This window comes from Nocardia sichangensis (assembly GCF_047200615.1).
Lineage (GTDB): Bacteria > Actinomycetota > Actinomycetes > Mycobacteriales > Mycobacteriaceae > Nocardia > Nocardia sichangensis.
This window is the reverse complement of the sequence record NZ_JBJZOK010000023.1, coordinates 85,472-103,916: the sequence shown is the minus strand read 5'-3', so window position 1 is coordinate 103,916 and position 18,445 is coordinate 85,472. Positions and strand designations below refer to the sequence as shown.

The window sequence follows — 18,445 nt, the reverse complement described above, 5'->3', positions numbered from 1 at the left end:
CCAGGATCCGAGCGCGGGTGCTCGTCACCGCGGCGGCATTGAGCGAACGCGTGTTCCGATACCGCCGCCGTGGCTAAGCTGCCAGGATGACGCTCTTTCTCCGCGTCGCCGCAGTGCCGGTTGCGCTCGCCGGTGCGCTGGTGAGCGCGGCGCCCGCCGAGGCAACGCCCGGTAGCGACATCACCGCCGTCACCCTCGGCCAGGCGCAGATTCCCGCCGGGCTGGTGCCGTTCGTCGCGGGCACCGATCTGGTTGTTCGCGAGATCACCATCGGTCCCGGCGGCTCCACCGGTTGGCACTACCACCTCGGTCCGGTCTTCGGCTTCGTGCGGTCGGGCACGCTCACCCACCCCGGACCCGACTGCGACGCTCCGGTCTTCCGGACCGGCGAGTTCATCTACGAGCCCGCGGGTGAATGGAATGTGCACATCGGCCGGAACCTCGGCGCGGAGCCGCTCGTCCTCGACGTCGTCTACGCCCCGCCCACGGGCGAACCGCTGTTCGTCGACGCACCCGCCCCGGCCTGCGCGTAGGACCGTTCGGTCGCATGGGCGGTGGTTGCCGAGCCCGATGGCGTCCGGATGTCGGCGGTCGCGGTCGGGCGATCCGGCGGCGCGGGCACCGTAACGGTATCGGCATCATGCAGGAATTCGACCGGTGTCGGTCCTAGGGTCACCGTCCGGCGGCACGGGCCGGTGCCCCGAGTAGCCAGCGCCAACGTGGCAGTTCGGTGATTGCCGTGACGGCCGTCAACGTGGTGACGACGACGGCCGCCCAGGCCGGCCATGTGGCCCAGGACGCGAGTACGGCGGCGGCGAGTTGGAGGACGACGAGACCGATGGTGACTATGCCGGGGACCGGGATGAGGACCTGTCTTTTGTCGCCAGGGGTGGCGAAGAGGGTCGGCAGCCCGATGAGCAGGACCAATGTCGCGACCGCGAGCGCGACCGAGTGATCGGCCAGTGCCCATAGGGTGGCGATCCAGGCAATCAGTTCGGTGGTGAACCGCAGAATCGAGGCAATACGTCCCTGGCCGGTGAGGTTCGGCGAGGTGATGGGCCGAGTGGACATGACGGACAGCGTGTCATACCAGCTGGTCTGGAACGCTCGATGCTCCCAGTGGTGAGCAGGCGGCGGCGTCAGCTACGCCACACAGCAGTGAACTCATACCACGGGCCAGCGAGGTGAGTTGCGGTGAAGTCGTCGAATCCAACCGGTGTGCCATGAGGTGAGTACGCCCACCCACATGCGCAAGCCGCACCCCCGGATCGTCGGCCGGAACGAAACCTTCGCGACAAACGCTAGCAAGTACGCCAACCGCTTCGCAGTAGCACGCGCTTCGAGTCATCGGGGTCGCGAATCCGTAAGCGGCGCTTGCCGTCTCGCGTCAGTGACTAGGGCAGGCGGTGATGGGCGTAATCGCGGTGTCCGAGCCGGGTTCGACCGGTACGGCCACATCTAGATCGCACAGTCGGCGCAGGTAGATCAACTTGTCCTAGTCCCCGCAGCGATCCGGCGCAGCTTCTGGCTCGCGGTTCGCGCCGCCCCGCCAGCTGCGGTATCCGCGGTGCGCGGCGAAAGTTCCGATGATCGCGGTGGCGCACCAGACCGCGATGGCGGTGTAGGCGAGCGGGGCCGACAGGTCGCCGATCGATGCGCCGAGAGCGGTGTAGACGAATGCCCGTGGAGCCGAGCCGATGAATGCGCCCACGGCCATCTGCCACAGCGGGACTCCGAACGCGCCGAATACGTACGACGCCAGTGCATCCGAGATGCCAGGGACGAAGCGCTGGCCGACGACGGCCCACAAGCCGCGCCGCGCGATCTGGGCGTCGATACGCTCGGCACGCTCCTGGCCGAGCAACCCGCGCGCGCTTTCGCGGCCCGCCCGCCGCCCGAGGAAACTGGTGATGGTCGCCGTGCCCACCGCCGAGCCCAGCGTCACGAACGTCCCGACCAGCGGCCCGAACAGCAGACCGCTCCCGGCGGCCAGCATCGGGCCGGGCACGAAGATCGCGCCGAGCACCGCCGAGGCCGCCAGATAGGCGAACGGGGCCGCGGGTCCGGTCGCGGCGATCGCGTCGCGCACGCGTTCGACGTCGATCACTCCCGCGACGGCGACCAGATAGAACATCCCGAACAGGAATACGACGAACAGCGCCAGCCGCGCGATGTGCCGCCGCCGTCCGGTGCGAAAGAAGCCGTCGTTGTCCGTCATGCTGACCGCAATCCTGCCTCGAGCTGGCCGGACGTTCACGTCGAGGGTGCACAGTGCCCGCCGCCGGAGCACGGGACACAATCACGAAGCGGGGCTCTACGGTTTGAGCTATCGGCGGTGGCCGACCGGGGTGTGAATCCCGAATCTCCGCGCTTCTGTGGAAACCTGGTCGCGAACCGGCGGGGTCTGTACCCGGCTCCCTGTGCCTTGTCAGGTGCGCACCGTTCAGCTGTTGGGCGTGCGACTGGTGATCGAAGGAGCCGCCGTCGATTCAGGGTTCTAGGTACAGGCGCTCGTTCGGTAGGCGGCGTAGGCCGCTGGTGTCGGTGATCGCTACGGTTACCGCATCGGTGTAGCGGCGGGTCTGGTGTTCGTGGACGAACAGCAGGGCGGCGGTGAGGCAAGCGACGAAGTCGAAACGCATGCCGTGCAGGAATATCGACAGGCGGACGTCGGGTTCATCGGGCCGTGGGGATGTCACGGCCGCTCCGGTTCGCGGTCGCGGAAGTAGCGGAAGTCGTCACGGCTCACGATCACGGCGGTGACGAAGGTCGAGCAGGTGAGGTAGTCGCAGTCGCGATGCAGGTCTAGGGCTCGAAGTGCGTTCTTGCGGCTGGATACCGGCCAGTGTGGGTTGTCGTGGGCGAATCGGGTCCGCAGTGAATGCGGTCGGCCGTTGGCGTCGCTGGGGAAGAGCCACACGAGACCGTCATCGGGCACGGGACACCACCCGGAATCCCCGATGGCGGTTCGGCATCTGATCCGCCCACGCTCGAATGGCTTCCAGCACAACGCGTCCCGACGGCCGATATGGTCCGCGCGGCGGCACTATCCACTGGCGGATCGCGCCGGAAGAGGCGGTGGGCGAGGGGAGTGCGATCGTCGCTCCGGACCGAGCCACGCTCACGTCCAGCCGGAACAACTCCGCGAACAGCCGGTCGTCGTCCGGCAGATCCGCCACGATGAGGAACGTCCAGCGGTCCGAACGTGGGTGTGCGACAACGGGTCCGAGGAGTTCGCCCCGGCTCTGCATATGGGCTTTCGTTGCTTGCCCCAAACGCGTGGGCATCGTCACCCCGCACACGTACCCGGCACGCAGGATGATCCGCCCCAACTCGGGCGGGTCGATCACAGCGGGTAGATCGCACTCGCGCCGGTAGTAGTAGCACCTGGAACGCGGTGTGTCCCCGAACGATTGCATCACCGTCTGCGCTCCCCTCAGATCTGTTGCGGGGTTGTTCGCCCCACACGTTGTTGATGAATCTGCGGCGCAAGTCGGGGAGTGTCAGCCGGTCGAAGGCCCTCCCCGCCGGGCGCGGCGGACACAGGAGACCAGGCCCATGCGGGAATGTGTTGTCAAATTGGGTTTGTCAAATAGACTTCTTCAAATCGCCTGGGTGTTAGTCAGTTCGGCGTACAGGCTCGCGGCACGTTCAGCATGGGTAAGCACTCAAAACGGGGGTCGGCGGCATGTCAGAAATCGGTAGTACAGTTCCTCGGCGGCAGTTGGGCCGCTACCTGCGTGATCTCCGCACTCAGACCGGTATGACGATCCCGGAGGTTGCGAAGTTGATCCAGCGGAGTCCGAGCACGTTGCAGCGCATCGAGAAGGGGGAGCTTCCGCAGAAGGTCCGGACCGTCGACATCCGCGAACTCTGTAACGTACTGGGCGCTGACGAAACGATGACGGCGGCCATCACTGGACTTGCTGAGCAAGCCAACGTCAAGAGTTGGTGGCATGAGTACGGGACGCTCATCCCTAAGGACTTCGACGTGTACATGGGTCTGGAGTCCGCAGCGGAACAACTGACTTCGTACTCGCCCGATGCCGTTATAGGTCTCCTGCAACACCCCGACTATGCGAGGGTTCTTGTCCGTGGTGTCTATCCAGCCGGTACGCCCGACGAGATCGAGCAACGTGTGCATCTCAAACAGCGCAGACAGGCCCTGATCACACGCAAACGGCAGCCCGCGCGACTGAACATCGTCTTGGGCGAGGCGTCGTTGCGCCGGGTCGTAGGCAATCGGAAGATCATGTCTCGACAGGCCAGACATCTGGCGGACACCAGCACGTTGCCCAATGTCTCACTGCTGGTACTCCCGTTCGATGCCGGTATCCCGATGGGCGACCCGTTGGGCCTATTTACCATCCTGAATTTCGGGCTCAGCAGTAGAGGCGAGGCTGTGGAGCCTCCGGTGGTCTATTTGGAGAACTTCACCGGCGACATGTACCTGGAGAAACAGACTGATGTCGACCGCTACCATGAGGCGCATCAAGCTATCCGCCGCGCGGCGTTGGACGAGAAGATGAGCAGAGACCTGTTCCGGCAGGTGGCAAGGGAGTTCTCGGCGTGACCGACAAGTACGACGTTGACCTATCCGGAGCGAGTTGGTTCACCAGCACTCGCACATCTGGCGGTAAGGACTGCGTAGAGGTCGCCCATCTGGCAGGCGGCATGGTCGGCGTCCGAGACTCCAAAAACCCGACCGGCCCAGCGGTGGTGTTCACACCCGCCGCCTGGGACGCCTTCACCGCTGGCGTCATGGGCGGCGAGTTCGACCGCTCGTAGACAATGCGTGGGCGGGAGTGCCCCTCCACGCACCATCATCCAGTACCAACAGGGGGTACGAACGTGCACGTCAACCGGTCGAACGCGAATTGGTTCAAGAGCACGCACAGCGGTGGAGGCCAGGAGTGCGTGGAGGTCGCCCATCTGGCAGGCGGAATGGTCGGCGTCCGAGACTCCAAGAACCCGACCGGCCCGGCGTTGGTCTTCACGCCCGGCGAATGGGACGCCTTCACCGCTGGCGTCGTGGGCGGCACCTTCATCCACTCATAGGCCCGAGAAGTCGCGCGGCATCATTCCGGTGTCATCGGACAAGATCAACGGCACATGGCTGTGGCGTTTGCCGAGAAGACCTCTCGCTCATGTGCCGTTGATCTTGATGTTCAGGGTGGGTCGCGGGGCAGGAGGGTGCCGAGGGGGCCCAGGTCGATGTTGAGGTCTTCGGGGGTGAGGCCGAAGTGGTCGCGGAGTTCTTCCATGCGTTGCTCGAGGAGCATGAGGGTGGTGCCGATGCGTTCTATCTGGGTGTCGGTGAGGTCACCCGCGTCTACGCGGCGGAGTGCTTGGCGTTCCATGAGCTGGCGGAGGAGCTCGACCAAAGTGAGGACGAGGCTGACCAGGCCGCGCTCGACGGATTCCGGGTCGGTGTCGATACGCGGTGGGATGCCGCCGAATTCAGTCATCGCGGGGTGCCTCCAGCGCGTGCAGCGGTCCGGAGAGGGTGCTGATCGAGGAGATCAGCGCCCGCAGCGAGATCTGGACCAGGTCGACGTCCGCGATGGCGAGCTTGATGTCGCCGGAGATCACCACGCCGCCGGCCAGCACCCGATCCAGCAGATCGACCAACGAGACCCGGCGCTCGTCGTCGACCTCACGTGTGGCGCGGCTCATGCCGGTTCTCGTTCCACGCCCGCGAACGAATACGGCGGCCACGGGCCGGTGAGTTCGAGGCGGATGCCAGGGAATTCGTCGCCGAGCGCCGTGACGATGGTGGCGAAGTCGTCGGTGCGGTCGTCGTCCACGAGGTAGGTCCCGTTGAGCACCAACCAATCACGACGGCCACTCAGTGCCGGGTCGGTCAGCGCCTGACGTCGCCCCGCCGCCGCGTGCTGGAGCAGGCGGCTGTGGATCTCCTCGGCGCGCTGGGCCGCGTCGCGTTCGATGGTTTCCTGCGCGGACAGTTGCGCCCGGCGCCGGGCCAGATACGCGGCTCCCGCGCCCTTGCCTTCGCTCGCGGTGCGGGACTCGGCCACGGCGGCGGTCAGGGCGGCGCGGTCGCCGTAGGCCTTCACGCCCCACTCGGTGCGGCCGCTCACCAGCTCCAGCGCGGCGGCGAAATCCGCTCGCCGCTCGGTCAGCAGGTCGCGCACCCGGTCGTCGTCGAGGAAGACGGTGGCCAGCCGCAGCGGGACGGTCGGGCCTCGTCGCACCAGGGTCGATACGACGGCGTCGTGCGCACGGGCCGTCCCTTCCAGCCAATCGAGGTCCTCCAGATGCGCCCGCAGCGGCTGCTCCCCGAACACCTCGAGCGGCACCGAGCCGACGATCGCCGTCAGCCCGTCCACGACCACCGTTCGCACCGGCTCGCCCGCGACTCCGGTCAGCTCGCCCAGCTCCTCGCCGCCGCAGCCGGGCGTCACCGCGTACAGCCAGACCCCGAGATCCTCCGTCACGACCGCTCTTCCCTCGGTTGGCGGCGACGCTCGATGCGTTGCGGTTGTTCCTTGGCACCCTCCAGCTCCGCGATCCGGTCGCGCAGCTTCTGATTCTCGAGTTCGAGATCGTGATCCTGCCGCTCCAGCGTGCGGGCCTTGCTGTTGAGCCAGGGATCGGTCTCCCACCAATCGATGCCCACCGACTTGGCCGTCTCCAAGGACGCGATCACCAACCGCAGCTTGATCGTGAGCAGTTCGATGTCGAGCAGGTTCACCTGGATGTCGCCCGCGATGACCAAGCCTTTGTCGAGCACTCGCTCGAGGATGTCGGCGAGGTTGGTCGACGAATGCCCGCCTCCGTACGGCTGCGGCGCGGACGATCCGCCGGGCACCACCGTCATGACCGAGCCCTTCCGATGTCGGTGCTGCCGCGGGCGTAGCGTCTGGTTCTGCGATAGGCCAGCAGGTTCCCGTCGAGATCGATCTCGACTTCGTAGAGCGCGAGAATGTCCGCCGAGGACGGGATGCGGCGGTCCTCGAGCACCTCGATCTCCACCTGCCAGCCGTCCTCCGTCGGTTCCATCGAAGTGACCCCCTGCACCTCTTTCGACGTCAGTTCCACCAGGTTCTCCACAGCCATGGCGGCGGCCTGCGCCGGGCTGGGAGGGGGTTCGTCGGAAGCCGAGTCGACGTCTTCGGAAGTGGTCTTGCGTGCCACGCGCGGTCACTCCTTCCGGATCACGCGCGGCGACCGGTCATGCGGTCCAGGACCGCCTGCTGCGCTTGTCTGCGCTCCTCTTCGGACAGCTGACCGGCTGCCGCGGCCGCGTCGATCTCCTCGAGTTCCCGCCGCATGACGGCGGGATCCCGCATCTTCTGATCCACCTGGTCCTGGATCAATTCGCCCAGCCAGATCACGCCGCGGACCGGGGCGACGGGCAGCGTCAGGATCGATGTGAGCACACCGAACATGCCTTACCCCTCGGGTGCGCGCTTCATGACGAAGTCGTAGGCCGCCATCGGGCCGAGCAGGTTCAACTCCACGCGGCCGTCCCAGTCCTCGCCGAGCCGGCGCAGCGTCTCCTCCAGGTCTTTCTGCCGGTCCAGTTCGACCAGAACCGCGATGTGGACGGCCTCCTCCTCATGCGTGGGCTCGCGCTGGTTGACGAGCGGTTCGAACTCCTCGAGCTCGGCGACCACCTTGCGAGTGTCCTCGGCCCGCTTGGACTCGATGGCCTGATTGATCATCTCGCCGAGCGCGATTCGCTCGTTACGGGTGGCGTCCTCCGGTTTGTCACGGATCTCCCCGGCCAGCCGGGCGGCCTCGGCGTTCTCGTCGAGCAGCTCCCGGAGGATGGTGTTCTCGACGTAACGGCCGCGGACCACGAACTGCGCACGGCCCTCGAGTTGCTCCAGCGCGGAGCGGAATTCGTCCTCGTTCGCTCCGAGGAGTTCGTTCTCCACCGCCTCGGTGTCGGTCATGACCGCGCCGAAGCGCAGCGGCAACACCGGAGCGACGGCGGCCGATCCGTCCAGCAGTTCGGCGTGCGCGGTGAGGTCGTCGGGCGTGCCCAGCGGCCGATCCGACTCGAGCATGCTGACCAGCGCGGCGATCTCGCCGTGCCGTATCACCGATACCTCACCCGGTGGGTCGCCGACGCCGCTGGCGTGCGGCTCGGGCTCCACGTCGGCGGGCACGATGCCGTAGACGTAGACAGATGTCGCAGCGGTAGTCATCAGCCCTCCTTACGTTTGGGCCTGTTCGCCGTCTGGCGCTTGTCCTGCACGTCGCCGATGAAGTCCATGACCTTCTCGCCCGCCGCCTCGAGAGCGCCCTGCGTCTTGTGCTTCGCCAGGCCCTGGGTGCCCTCGCCGACGAGGTCGGTCAGTCCCTTCGGCTGGGTGGAGATCTCCAGCCGGTTGACGGCCTCGGCGAAACGCAGATAGGTGTCCACACTGGCCACCACGACGCGGGCGTCGATGGTCACCAGCTCGATGCCGACCAGCGACACGCGCGCGAACGCGTCGATGACCAGGCCTTTGTCCAAAATCGTATCGATCACGTCGGCCAGGCTGGAGGAGTTCGGGCGCGCCATCGTGCCCGCTCCGCCACCCCCGCCGCCGCCTGCGGGTTCGATGGTCATGCGTTTGCTCCTCGCTTCTCACGCGACCGGCGAGGCGCCGCGCTGCGGCGGCGGGCGGCGGGTCGACGGCGAGGACGCCGATCTTCGTCTTGCTCGTCCTCGTCTCGCTCGTCCGTCTCTTGTTCGTCGGTCTCTTGTTCTTCCTCGTCCGGCTCCTGCTCGTCCGGCTCTCGTTCCGTTTCCTCTTCTCCCTGATCTTCTTCGGACTTCTCCTCTTCCTCGCGGCGCGCGGTCTCGTCGTCCTTGACGACCTTGCTGTCGTGGATTTCGCCGTGCCAGCCGACGATGTCGTCGGGATGCAGTACGGACTCGGTCATCACGTGCCGCTCGAAGTGCTTCAGTTCCAGGCGGCAGCGGCGGCCGGCCGCGCGCCAGATGTTGGCGGTCTTCTCGAAGACTCCCTTGGGGTGGTACTCCAGCACCACGAGGATGCGGGTGTACTGCGGCGTTATCTCGTGGAAGGTGACCGCGCCGTCGATGTAGCCCTTGTGCCCCTTGGAACGCCAGACGATCCGCTCGAACGGCACCTGCTCGAGAATCGTGGATTCCCAGGTACGCCGCGACCAGAACACTTTGCCGGTCCAGCTGAGCTTCTCGTCGGAGACCTGTTCCACTTGCTCGAGCTTCTTGGTGTACTTCGGGAAATCCGCGAACTGGGTCCACTGGTCGTAGGCCAGGTGGATCGGGACGCCGACGTCGATGTGCTCGACGATGTTCGTCAGCTTGATCTTCTTGCTGCCGCCCTTGCCCTTGCCGCCGGTGAGCGATTCCTTCACGTTCTCGAACTGCTCGCGCAGTGAGTGACCGAGCTTGGTTTTGCCCATGCTCATGGCCGTGCTCAACGGCGAAGAGCCACCGGCGAGCTTCTGCACGCCGGTCAGCGCCGCCAGCAGGTTCCCCCCGCCGCCGCCCTCGGCGTACTCGTTCAATCGGCCCGCGGTCTTCGACACCTGGTTCGTGAGCCCGGTCACCGCGCGTTCGGTCAGCGCTCCGGTGAGGTTCTGCAACGACTGCTGCAAAATGCCGGTCGGCGTGGGCGGCGGCGCGTTCTTCTTGGCGGAAGATCCGGCCTTCTTGGCGGAGGCTCCCGCCTTCTTCGCGGATGATCCCGCCCCGGTCGCGGCTTTGGCAGCCCGGCCCGCCGTATCGGCGGCTACCTTGCCGACTCCTTCCGTCGCGTCACGCAAAATCTTCGCCATCGCCGGTCACCTCCTCGTGCGGCGCACGGGGGCCTGGCCGGCCTCGGCGCGAGTACGGCGGCGGCCGGAAGTCCCGGACGGCTTACGATCCGCGGAGTCGGACGAACGGTCGGCGGTCCGCGAGCTCGCTCCGCGCTTGGCGGTGGTGCTCGATCGGCGAGTGCGCGTCCGCGCGGCAGGCCGCTCGGTGTCGTCCTCTTCCTCGCCCCGCTCGGAATCGTCCTCGTCCTCGGGCTCTTGTTCTTCCTCTTCGTGCTCGTCCTCGGGCGTTCGATCCTCGTCCTCGTCCTCGTCCTGGTCCTCGTACTCGTCCTCGGGCTCTTGCTCCTGGTCCTCGTACTCGCCCTCTTGCTCTTCGTCCTCGTACTCGTCCTCAGGCTGTTGCTCTTGCTCTTCGTCCTCCTCATCCGCCGCCTGTGAGCCGCGTTGTTCTTCGCCCGCCAGGAGCGTCGTCCCCTGCTGTAACCGGTTGCTGAGCGCGTCCATGCGGTTGCTCGCCGCGGTGACCGCGGCCGAACGCACCGCGCCGAGCAACTCGTCGCGCACGGTGTCGGTGATCTTGGTCAGCTCCGGCGTCGATTTGAGCAGCTCCGTGCCGCGCTCGAGCAGTTCGGCGGGTGTTCCCGCAGATCGTCTCGCCATCGCGGCTCCCGCCAGCGTCATCGCGAAGCGCATTTTCTTCGTGCGGCCGAGCAGGTACCCGAGGCCCACCCCTAACGCGATTCTTGCTCCACCTTTCATTGCTCACTCCTTGCTCGTCTCCGCCGCCACGGCTTTGCTGAGCCGGGGCGGCGAGACTTTGACGTCCCCAGAAGTGGGATAGACCACATGGCAGCGGCCAAACTTCAGCGTATGCCTGGTTACCCGATGGGTCGATGGGTTCTGCCTGCGGAAAGCTGGGAACTCGCAGGCTGGCGAACCTGTTTCAGCGATCACTCGGCGGTAGAGGTCGGAAAAAAAATTTCGAGAAACTTCGCGAACTGTGTCGAAGGCGAGCGAGCGGCTCCGACCAGTGGGTGACAGCAAGTCACGCCACAACACAGGAGCACATCATGTCCGTCAACACGTTCCTCTGGTTCGACAACGCCGCCGAGGAAGCCGCCGCCCTGTACGCCGCGGTGATCCCGAACTCGCGCGTGGTCGAGGTCTCCCGCAACTCCGACGGCTCAGCGTTCATCGTCTCGCTGGACCTGGACGGTCAGGCGGTCACGCTGATGAACGGCGGACCGGACCACCCGCACACCGATGCCGCATCGCTGCAAGTGGTCGTGGACACCCAGGACGAGGTCGACCGCCTGTGGGACGCGCTCACCGCGGACGGCGGCGAGCCCGGCCCGTGCGGCTGGCTGAAGGACCGCTACGGCCTGTCCTGGCAGGTGGTGCCCTCGGCGCTGCCGAAATTGATGAGCGGTGACGATCCCGCGAAGACCATCGCCGTCGGCGCCGCCTTGCGGTCGATGTCCAAGCTCGATGTCGAGGCTCTCCAGAACGCCTACGACAACGCCTGATCAGGCGCCGCGAACACCGAAGACCCCGCCGGGACGCCGTTGTCCGGGCGGGGTCTCGCGCGACGGCGTCGTCAGCGCCAGCGTTCGGGGGTGACGGGCGCGTCCCACGCGCGGGCGTAGCGGCGCTTGTCGGGGGCGTCGTATTCCTTGCTGCGGTAGACCACGTACGGCCGCACCAGGTAGCCGACCGGCGCACTGAACATGTGCACGAGCCGGGTGTAGGGCCACAGCCCGATCAGGGCGAGCACGACCAGCCCGTGCAATTGGAAGGTCCACGGGGTGTCCACCATGAGCTCGGGTTGCGGGGTGAGCGTGAACAGGCTGCGGAACCAGGGCGAGACAGTCTCGCGATAGTTGTAGGTGCCCCACAGCAGGTTGCTGCCCCAGGTGTTGAGCAGGCCGGTGACCAGTGCGGCGGTCAGCAGCCCGTACATCAGCTTGTCGTTGCCCGTGGTCGCCTTGCGGACGGCGGGAACGGTGAATCGCCGGTAGAGCAGGATGCCGACACCGGCCAGCACGGCCAGCCCGGCCAGCGACCCCGCCGCTACGGCGACCACGTGATAGACGTGCTCGGAGATCCCGACCGCCGAGGTCCACGACTCCGGGATGAGCACGCCGAGCACGTGCCCGCCGAACACCCCGAGCATGCCGAAGTGGAACAGCGGACTGCCCAGCCGCAGCAGGCGGCTCTCGTAGATCTGCGAGGAACGGGTGGTCCAGCCGAACTGGTCGTTGCGGTAGCGCCACAGGTGCCCGAGCACGAAGGAGGTGAACGCGACGTACGGCAGGATCAGCCACAGCGCGACCGGCAGATGCGGGGATGCGTTCATCGTCGGCCTTCCGATCCGTCGAACAGGGAGGGGTCCATCGCGAAGGGCTCCAGCCCGACTTCCTCCTCGGGCGGGCCCTGGGCGGCGAGTTCGGCGATGCGCCTGCGGTCGGCGGTGGTGGGCGGCGGCAGCGTCGCCCCGATCGCCGCGAGCACTCCCGCGTAGGGGGAGTTGTTGTCCGACAGCGAAAGTCGCAGCAGCTCCAGCACCGGAACGTGCTCGCCGAGCAGCCGTTCGCCGCCGATCGGGTCGACGGTGGCGGCGAACTCCAGCAGCACCGGCAGATGGTCGGGCAGTTCCTCGTCCCCGAGTTCGACACCCGCGTGCCGGTAGGCGTGCTTGAAACGCAGCAACGCCATTCCGCGCTTGCGCGTGTCGCCGTAGGCGTAGAAGGTCAGGTGCAGGCTGGCGCGGCGGCGCATGTCGAAGGTCGCGACGTAGGCGGCCGCGAGTTCCAGCGGCGGGGTGGTCCGCAGGTAGTCGAGGCATCCGCTCAGGTGTGCGCGCACCTCGTCGTGTAGATCGGCTGCGGCGCTGGTCAATTGGTCGATCATGGCCAGTGTTTGCTCGGTGGGGTAGTCCAGCAGCAATGCGGCGATTCGCCACACCAGCTGGCGGTCGCGCTGGGCGAGTTCGACCACCGCTTCCGGGCGGCGGCGCAACTTCAGCAGGCTCATCGCCCCGCTCCGCTCGGCGCGGAGGCCGGATCCCCCGCGACGCTGCCCGAGCCGTCGCCGTTGCCCGAGCCGTGCCCGTTGCCTGCGAGCCCGTCGCCTGCGCCGTTCGCGTGGCCGTTACCCGAGTGCCCGTTGCTCGTGCCGTCGGCGTGCCCGTTGCCGTTCGCGGCGCCATCGCTCGGTACCAGGCCCTCGGTGCTCTTGCCATCCCAGTTCAGCAGGTTGATCCGGGACGACTTCTGCTCCGGCGCGGCGTCGTTGGCGTCGGTGAGGTGGAACTTCTCCACCATCTGATCGAACGCCGTCATGCCCGGACCGCCGTCGGTGTCCAGGCTGCACCCGGTGGCGAGCGAATCCAGTTCGTGCGCACGGGCTCCCGCGCCGCTCGGGATGACATAGCGGTGCTCGTACTTGGCGATGGCCAGCAGCCGGTACATCGCCTCGATCTCCTCGGGCTCCAGCCGCACCGACGGCGCGATCGAGGGATCGGGCTCCTCACCGAGGTTCACCGACCGCATGAACGAGCGCATCGCCGCGAGGCGCTGCAACGAAGCGCGCACCGGCCCGACCTCGCCCGCGGTGAACAGCTCGGCCAGGTACTCCACCGGAATGCGCAGCGCATCGATCGCGCCGAACAGGTTGGACACGTTCTCGCCGTCGTGGCCGGTCTCGCTGAGCACGTCGACCACGGGCGACAGCGGCGGCACGTACCAGACCATCGGCATGGTGCGGTACTCCGGATGCAGCGGCAGCGCGATCTGATAGTCCACGATCAGCTTGTAGACCGGCGAATCCTGGGCGGCCTGAATCCATTCCGGCGAGATCCCGGCCCGCTCCGCCTCCGCGATCACCCGCGGGTCATGGGGATTGAGGAACACCCCGAGCTGCGACGGGTAGAGATCCTTGTCGTCGGTTACCGACGCGGCCTCGAGCACCGCGTCTGCGTCGTAGAGCATGACGCCGATGTAGCGCAGCCGCCCGACGCAGGTCTCCGAGCACACCGTCGGAATACCGACCTCCACGCGCGGGTAGCAGAAGGTGCACTTCTCCGCCTTGCCCGTCTTGTGGTTGAAGTAGATCTTCTTGTACGGGCAGCCCGACACGCACTGCCGCCAGCCGCGGCACTTGTCCTGATCCACCAGCACGATGCCGTCCTCCGCGCGCTTGTAGATCGCGCCGGAGGGGCAGGACGCCGCGCAGGAGGGGTTCAGGCAGTGCTCGCAGATGCGCGGCAGGTAGAACATGAAGGTCTCTTCGAACTCCAGTTTCACCTGCTCCGACAGCTTCGCCAGCAGCGGGTCCTTGCCGACCTGCTCGGGGCCGGAGCCGAGGTCGTCGTCCCAGTTGGCGCCCCAGGTGACCTGCGTGTCCTGGCCGGTGATCAGCGATTTGGGCCGCGCGACCGGCGTGGTGTCGACCGGCGGGGAGGACAGCAGATTGTCGTAGTCGTAGCTCCACGGCTCGTAGTAGTCCTCGACCGTGGGCAGATCCGGGTTGGCGAAGATGTTCAGCAGCCGCTTCAGCCGGGAGCCGGACTTCAGGGTGAGCTTGCCGCGCTTGTTCAGCGTCCAGCCGCCCTTCCACTTCTCCTGATCCTGGTACTGCCGCGGATAGCCTTGCCCGGGGCGGGTTTCCACGTTGTTGAACCAGACGTACTCGGTGCCGCCGCGGTTGGTCCACGCCTGCTTGCAGGTGACCGAGCAGGTGTGGCAGCCGATGCATTTGTCCAGGTTCATCACCATGGCCAGCTGTGCCATGACGCGCATGTCAGTACCGCCTTCTCGCGTCGGTGGATGGTGTCCGCGTGCCGCGCTCGCCCATGTCAGTACTCCACTTCCTGCGAGCGCCTGCGAATCGTGGTCACCTCGTCGCGTTGATTTCCGGTGGGGCCGTGGTAGTTCAGCGCGAAGGACTGCTGCGCGTAGCCGCCGATGAGATGCGAGGGCTTGATCATGATGCGGGTGAGCGCGTTGTGGATGCCGCCGCGCTTGCCCCGGCCCTTGGTGTCCTCGCCGATGCCCTCGATACGCGGCACGTCCACCGCGCGATCCTGGGCGTGGTACATGAACACCGTGCCCTCCGGCATCCGGTGGCTGACGATGGCGCGAGCCACCACGATGCCGTTGCGGTTGATCGCCTCGATCCAGTCGTTGTCGGCCACGCCGATCTTCGCCGCGTCGCGATCGGACATCCAGATCGTCTGACCGCCGCGCGAGAGCGTGAGCATGTGCAGGTTGTCCTGGTAGGCGGAGTGGATCGACCATTTCGAGTGCGGCGTCAGGTAACGCACCGTGACGCCCCGCTCGCCGACCTCGCCGATCGAGGGCTCGCGGAACAGCGCGGTCATGTCCAGCGGCGGACGGAAGATCGGCAGCTGCTCGCCGAGCTCGATCATCCAGTCGTGATCGAGGTAGAAGTGCTGCCGCCCGGTGAGCGTGTGCCAGGGCTTGAGCCGCTCGGTGTTGATGGTGAACGGCGAGTACCGGCGTCCGCCGGTCTCGCTGCCCGACCACTCCGGCGAGGTGATCACCGGCACCGGGCGCGCCTGGGTGTCGGCGAAGGTGATCCGCTTGCCCTCGTGCTCGGCGGCCAGGTCGGCCAGTTTCGTTCCGGTGCGGCGTTCCAGCGCGTGGAAACCCTCCACCGCGAGCCTGCCGTTGGTGGTGCCCGACAGCGCGAGGATCGCCTCGGCCGCGTGCGTGTCCTTGGCCAGCGACGGGCGGCCCTGCGCGACACCGGACACGACCGTGCCGTTCACCCCGGCCAGGTACTCCACCTCCTGGTCGGGATAGGTGGTGACGCCCTTGGTGGTGACGCCGAGCGTGTCGACCAGCGGCCCGAGCGCGGCCATCTTCTCCGCGATCTTCGGGTAATCGCGTTCGACCACGACCAGCTTCGGCATGGTCTTGCCCGGAATCGGCTCGCACTCACCGGCTTTCCAGTCCAGCACGCGGCCGCCCGCCTGCGCCGTCGCGTCCGGCGAGTCGTGCTGCAACGGAACGGCGACGATGTCCTTGCGCTTGCCCAAGTGCTTCTCGGCCATCCAGGAGAAGCCGCGCGCGATCCGGTGGAAGGCGTCGAAGTCGGTCTTGGCCTCCCAGGGCGGCGAGATGGCCGGGGAGAACGCGTGCACGAACGGGTGCATGTCGGTGGAGGACAGGTCGTGCTTCTCGTACCAGGTGGCGGCGGGCAGCACGATGTCGGAGAACAGCGTGGTGCTGGTCATCCGGAAGTCCAGCGACAGCAGCAGGTCCAGCTTGCCGGTGGCGGCGGTCTCCCGCCAGTTCAGCTCCTGCGGCCGCACGCCGGTGGCTTCGGCGCCCTGCAGGTTGGAGTCGGCGCCGAGCAGGTGGCGCTGGAAGTACTCGTTGCCCTTGCCGGAGGAACCGAGCAGGTTCGCCCGCCACACGGTCAGGCAGCGTGGGAAGTTCTCCGGCGCGTCCGGGTCCTCGCAGGCGAATTTCAGGTCGCCGGACTTCAACCCGTCCACCACGTGCTCGGGCGCGGTCTTGCCCGCGGCCTCGGCCTCGTCGACCAGGTCGAGCGGGTTGCGGTCGAAGGTGGGGTAGCTCGGCATCCAGCCCAGCCGGCTGGCCAGCGCGATGTTGTCGGCGGCCGTGCGCCCGGCGAACTTGCCCGTGCCGAGCGGAGAGGCGAACGACTCGGCGGTGAACGGGTCGTAGCGCCACTGGTCGTTGGTCAGGTACCAGAACACGGTGCCCTGCATCTGCCGCGGCGGGCGCTGCCAGTCCAGGCCGAAGGCCAGGGTGGACCAGCCGGTGACCGGGCGGCACTTCTCCTGCCCGACGTAATGCGCCCAGCCGCCGCCGTTCACGCCCTGGCAGCCGGTCAGCAGGGTAAGGGTGAAGAACGCGCGGTAGATCTGATCGGAGTGGAACCAATGGTTGGTGCCCGCGCCCATCAGGATCATCGAGCGGCCGCCGGACCGGTCGGCGTTGTCGGCGAACTCCCGCGCGATGCGCTGGGCCTGCACGGCGGGCACGCCGGTGATGGCTTCCTGCCAGGCCGGGGTGTAGGGCTCGGTCGCGTCGTCGTAGCCGCTCGGCCACGTGCCGGGCAGTCCGTCGCGGCCGACGCCGTACTGGGCGAGCAGCAGATCGAAGACCGTGGTGACACGTTTGCCCGCGACGGTCGTGGTCGGCACACCGCGCACGAGCACGCCGGGAACGTCGCTGTCGAAGCGGGGAATCTGTACAGCCGCAGCATCGTCGGTGCGGCCGTACAGACTCAGAAGGGGATCGACGTCCCCGAGATCGAGGTTCCAGCGGCCGGTTCCCGCTTCGCCGAACCGATGACCGAGCGACCCGTTCGGCACCACCGGCTGCGCCTGCGCGTCCAGCAGCACCGTCTGGAACTCGACGCCCTCGCCGGTGCGGCCCAGGTCGGCGGCGGTGAGGAACTTGCCGGGCAGGTAGGCCCCGTCGCGCTCGTCCAGCGTGATCAGGTACGGCAGATCGGTGTAGCGCTTGATGTAGTCGAGGAATCGCGGCGTCGACTTCTCGACGAAGAACTCCTTCAGCACCACGTGGCCCATCGCCATGGCCAGCGCGGCATCGGTGCCGGGACGCGCGGGCACCCACTCGTCGGCGAACTTGGTGTTGTCGGCGTAGTCGGGGGAGACCACGACCACCTTCTGGCCCCGGTAGCGGGCCTCGGTCATGTAGTGCGCGTCCGGCGTCCGGGTGACCGGCACGTTCGAGCCCCACATGATGAGATAGCCCGCGTCGAACCAGTCCGCGGACTCCGGCACGTCGGTCTGGTCGCCGAACACCTGCGGCGATGCCACCGGCAAGTCGGCGTACCAGTCGTAGAACGACAGCATGGAGCCGCCGAGCAGCGAGATGAAGCGGGCGCCGACGGCGTGGCTGACCATCGACATGGCGGGGATCGGCGAGAACCCGGCCACCCGGTCCGGGCCGTACTGCTTGATCGTGTAAACGTGTGCGGCAGCGGCGATCTCGGCCGCCTCCCACCACTCGGCGCGGACGAATCCGCCCTTGCCCCTCGCGGCCTTGTAGCTGCGCGCCTTCTCGGGGTCTTCGACGATCTCGCCCCAGGCCAGCACCGGATCCTTGAGCCGGGACTTGGCTTCCCGGTACAGCTCCAGCAACGTGCCGCGCACGTACGGGTAGCGCACCCGGGCGGGCGAATAGGTGTACCAGGAGAACGACGCGCCGCGCGGGCAGCCGCGCGGCTCGTACTCCGGCTTGTCCGAGCCCACGGAGGGGTAGTCGGTCTGCTGTGACTCCCAGGTGATCACACCGTCTTTGACGTAGATCTTCCACGAACAGGACCCGGTGCAGTTCACGCCGTGCGTGGAGCGCACCACCTTGTCGTGCGACCAGCGATCCCGGTAGAACTCGTCGGCGCTGCGACCGCCGACCTTGTGCAGCGTCCGCTGATCGGACGATATCTCGCCCCGGTGGAAATATTTCCCCAGCCGCAGGAGCGCGTCCCCGGCGTCGGTGGCCGGGGCGGAGGGTGTATGACCCTGGGTACGCGAATTAACCACGACGTCCCCTTCGAGCTGTGCGATCGGGTTGATGTTCCGACTGTAAAGAGGCGCGCACGGCTGACCAAACGTCTTTCTCACAGCCCATTCGGAAGGGTGGTGAGTTGTGAGACC

24 protein-coding genes are annotated in these 18,445 nt (G+C 67.1%); 5 read left to right on the top strand and 19 right to left on the bottom strand.

Annotation, left to right across the window (positions count from 1 at the left end; genetic code table 11):
• Positions 1–86: 86 nt before the first annotated feature.
• Complete coding sequence (locus ACL03I_RS27750) at positions 87–533, top strand: cupin domain-containing protein (protein WP_355079778.1); 447 nt, start codon at positions 87–89, stop codon at positions 531–533.
• Between the two features lie 139 nt (positions 534–672).
• On the opposite strand, the gene ACL03I_RS27745 is transcribed toward ACL03I_RS27750, so the two are convergent.
• The 5 genes from ACL03I_RS27745 to ACL03I_RS27725 all read right to left on the bottom strand — a co-directional run bounded on the left by ACL03I_RS27745 (position 673) and on the right by ACL03I_RS27725 (position 3,419).
• Positions 673–1,071 carry a hypothetical protein gene (locus tag ACL03I_RS27745; protein ID WP_412807319.1) on the bottom strand — a complete coding sequence of 133 codons (399 nt, stop codon included), beginning with the start codon at positions 1,069–1,071 and terminating at the stop codon, positions 673–675.
• A gap of 424 nt (positions 1,072–1,495) precedes the next feature.
• Positions 1,496–2,218 carry a TVP38/TMEM64 family protein gene (locus ACL03I_RS27740; protein ID WP_355079774.1) on the bottom strand — a complete coding sequence of 241 codons (723 nt, stop codon included), beginning with the start codon at positions 2,216–2,218 and terminating at the stop codon, positions 1,496–1,498.
• A gap of 271 nt (positions 2,219–2,489) precedes the next feature.
• On the bottom strand, positions 2,490–2,699 hold the full coding sequence (locus ACL03I_RS27735; RefSeq protein WP_355079772.1) for a hypothetical protein: 210 nt from the start codon (positions 2,697–2,699) through the stop codon (positions 2,490–2,492).
• Positions 2,696–2,938, bottom strand: a complete 243-nt coding sequence (locus tag ACL03I_RS27730; protein ID WP_412807318.1) for a hypothetical protein — start codon at positions 2,936–2,938, stop codon at positions 2,696–2,698. The genes ACL03I_RS27735 and ACL03I_RS27730 overlap by 4 nt, the downstream gene beginning before the upstream one ends.
• On the bottom strand, positions 2,928–3,419 hold the full coding sequence (locus ACL03I_RS27725; RefSeq protein WP_412807345.1) for a DNA-directed RNA polymerase subunit beta: 492 nt from the start codon (positions 3,417–3,419) through the stop codon (positions 2,928–2,930). The genes ACL03I_RS27730 and ACL03I_RS27725 overlap by 11 nt, the downstream gene beginning before the upstream one ends.
• 269 nt (positions 3,420–3,688) lie before the next feature.
• Between ACL03I_RS27725 and ACL03I_RS27720 the strand changes: the two genes are divergently transcribed.
• Genes ACL03I_RS27720 through ACL03I_RS27710 form a run of 3 tightly spaced genes read left to right on the top strand, consistent with a single transcriptional unit; the run spans position 3,689 to position 5,058 of the window.
• Entirely contained in the window at positions 3,689–4,573 is an 885-nt protein-coding gene (locus tag ACL03I_RS27720; protein ID WP_355079768.1) for a helix-turn-helix domain-containing protein, read from the top strand.
• Positions 4,570–4,788: a DUF397 domain-containing protein gene (locus ACL03I_RS27715; protein ID WP_355079766.1), complete on the top strand. Its 219-nt coding sequence runs from the start codon at positions 4,570–4,572 to the stop codon at positions 4,786–4,788. The genes ACL03I_RS27720 and ACL03I_RS27715 overlap by 4 nt, the downstream gene beginning before the upstream one ends.
• Before the next feature lie 3 nt (positions 4,789–4,791).
• Positions 4,792–5,058: a DUF397 domain-containing protein gene (locus tag ACL03I_RS27710; protein ID WP_412807317.1), complete on the top strand. Its 267-nt coding sequence runs from the start codon at positions 4,792–4,794 to the stop codon at positions 5,056–5,058.
• A gap of 110 nt (positions 5,059–5,168) precedes the next feature.
• Here ACL03I_RS27710 and ACL03I_RS27705 read toward each other — a convergent pair whose 3' ends face one another.
• From ACL03I_RS27705 to ACL03I_RS27660, 10 genes are read right to left on the bottom strand one after another with little or no spacing between them, the layout of a single operon-like run.
• Positions 5,169–5,468 carry a gas vesicle protein K gene (locus ACL03I_RS27705; protein ID WP_355079762.1) on the bottom strand — a complete coding sequence of 100 codons (300 nt, stop codon included), beginning with the start codon at positions 5,466–5,468 and terminating at the stop codon, positions 5,169–5,171.
• Positions 5,461–5,676, bottom strand: coding sequence for a gas vesicle protein (locus ACL03I_RS27700; RefSeq protein ID WP_412807316.1), 216 nt, complete (start codon positions 5,674–5,676; stop codon positions 5,461–5,463). The genes ACL03I_RS27705 and ACL03I_RS27700 overlap by 8 nt, the downstream gene beginning before the upstream one ends.
• Entirely contained in the window at positions 5,673–6,458 is a 786-nt protein-coding gene (locus ACL03I_RS27695; protein ID WP_412807315.1) for a GvpL/GvpF family gas vesicle protein, read from the bottom strand. Before ACL03I_RS27695 ends, ACL03I_RS27700 begins: the two co-directional genes overlap by 4 nt.
• The gene (gene gvpJ / locus ACL03I_RS27690) at positions 6,455–6,841 is read right to left on the bottom strand and encodes a gas vesicle protein GvpJ (RefSeq protein WP_412807314.1); all 387 of its coding nucleotides are present in this window, start codon (positions 6,839–6,841) and stop codon (positions 6,455–6,457) included. The genes ACL03I_RS27695 and gvpJ (ACL03I_RS27690) overlap by 4 nt, the downstream gene beginning before the upstream one ends.
• Positions 6,838–7,158: a gas vesicle protein GvpO gene (gvpO, locus tag ACL03I_RS27685; protein ID WP_355079754.1), complete on the bottom strand. Its 321-nt coding sequence runs from the start codon at positions 7,156–7,158 to the stop codon at positions 6,838–6,840. Before gvpO ends, gvpJ (ACL03I_RS27690) begins: the two co-directional genes overlap by 4 nt.
• 20 nt (positions 7,159–7,178) lie before the next feature.
• Entirely contained in the window at positions 7,179–7,412 is a 234-nt protein-coding gene (locus ACL03I_RS27680) for a gas vesicle protein GvpG (protein ID WP_355079752.1), read from the bottom strand.
• Between the two features lie 3 nt (positions 7,413–7,415).
• Positions 7,416–8,177 carry a GvpL/GvpF family gas vesicle protein gene (locus ACL03I_RS27675; protein ID WP_412807313.1) on the bottom strand — a complete coding sequence of 254 codons (762 nt, stop codon included), beginning with the start codon at positions 8,175–8,177 and terminating at the stop codon, positions 7,416–7,418.
• Positions 8,177–8,584 (bottom strand): gas vesicle protein GvpJ, encoded by a 408-nt coding sequence (gvpJ, locus tag ACL03I_RS27670; RefSeq protein WP_355079748.1) that lies wholly within the window; start codon positions 8,582–8,584, stop codon positions 8,177–8,179. The genes ACL03I_RS27675 and gvpJ (ACL03I_RS27670) overlap by 1 nt, the downstream gene beginning before the upstream one ends.
• Positions 8,581–9,783, bottom strand: a complete 1,203-nt coding sequence (locus ACL03I_RS27665) for an SRPBCC family protein (RefSeq protein ID WP_355079744.1) — start codon at positions 9,781–9,783, stop codon at positions 8,581–8,583. The genes gvpJ (ACL03I_RS27670) and ACL03I_RS27665 overlap by 4 nt, the downstream gene beginning before the upstream one ends.
• Positions 9,784–9,789: 6 nt before the next feature.
• On the bottom strand, positions 9,790–10,425 hold the full coding sequence (locus ACL03I_RS27660; protein ID WP_412807312.1) for a hypothetical protein: 636 nt from the start codon (positions 10,423–10,425) through the stop codon (positions 9,790–9,792).
• 410 nt (positions 10,426–10,835) lie between these two features.
• Here ACL03I_RS27660 and ACL03I_RS27655 point away from each other — a divergent pair, with 410 nt between their 5' ends.
• A complete protein-coding gene (locus tag ACL03I_RS27655; RefSeq protein WP_412807311.1) occupies positions 10,836–11,291 on the top strand; it encodes a VOC family protein in 456 nt (151 codons plus the stop codon).
• A gap of 71 nt (positions 11,292–11,362) precedes the next feature.
• On the opposite strand, the gene narI is transcribed toward ACL03I_RS27655, so the two are convergent.
• The 4 genes from narI to ACL03I_RS27635 all read right to left on the bottom strand — a co-directional run bounded on the left by narI (position 11,363) and on the right by ACL03I_RS27635 (position 18,331).
• The gene (narI, locus tag ACL03I_RS27650) at positions 11,363–12,121 is read right to left on the bottom strand and encodes a respiratory nitrate reductase subunit gamma (RefSeq protein WP_355079740.1); all 759 of its coding nucleotides are present in this window, start codon (positions 12,119–12,121) and stop codon (positions 11,363–11,365) included.
• Complete coding sequence (gene narJ / locus ACL03I_RS27645; RefSeq protein ID WP_412807310.1) at positions 12,118–12,798, bottom strand: nitrate reductase molybdenum cofactor assembly chaperone; 681 nt, start codon at positions 12,796–12,798, stop codon at positions 12,118–12,120. The genes narI and narJ overlap by 4 nt, the downstream gene beginning before the upstream one ends.
• Positions 12,795–14,555: a nitrate reductase subunit beta gene (gene narH, locus ACL03I_RS27640; protein WP_412807344.1), complete on the bottom strand. Its 1,761-nt coding sequence runs from the start codon at positions 14,553–14,555 to the stop codon at positions 12,795–12,797. Before narH ends, narJ begins: the two co-directional genes overlap by 4 nt.
• Before the next feature lie 65 nt (positions 14,556–14,620).
• Positions 14,621–18,331 carry a nitrate reductase subunit alpha gene (locus tag ACL03I_RS27635; protein WP_355079736.1) on the bottom strand — a complete coding sequence of 1,237 codons (3,711 nt, stop codon included), beginning with the start codon at positions 18,329–18,331 and terminating at the stop codon, positions 14,621–14,623.
• Positions 18,332–18,445: the final 114 nt, after the last annotated feature.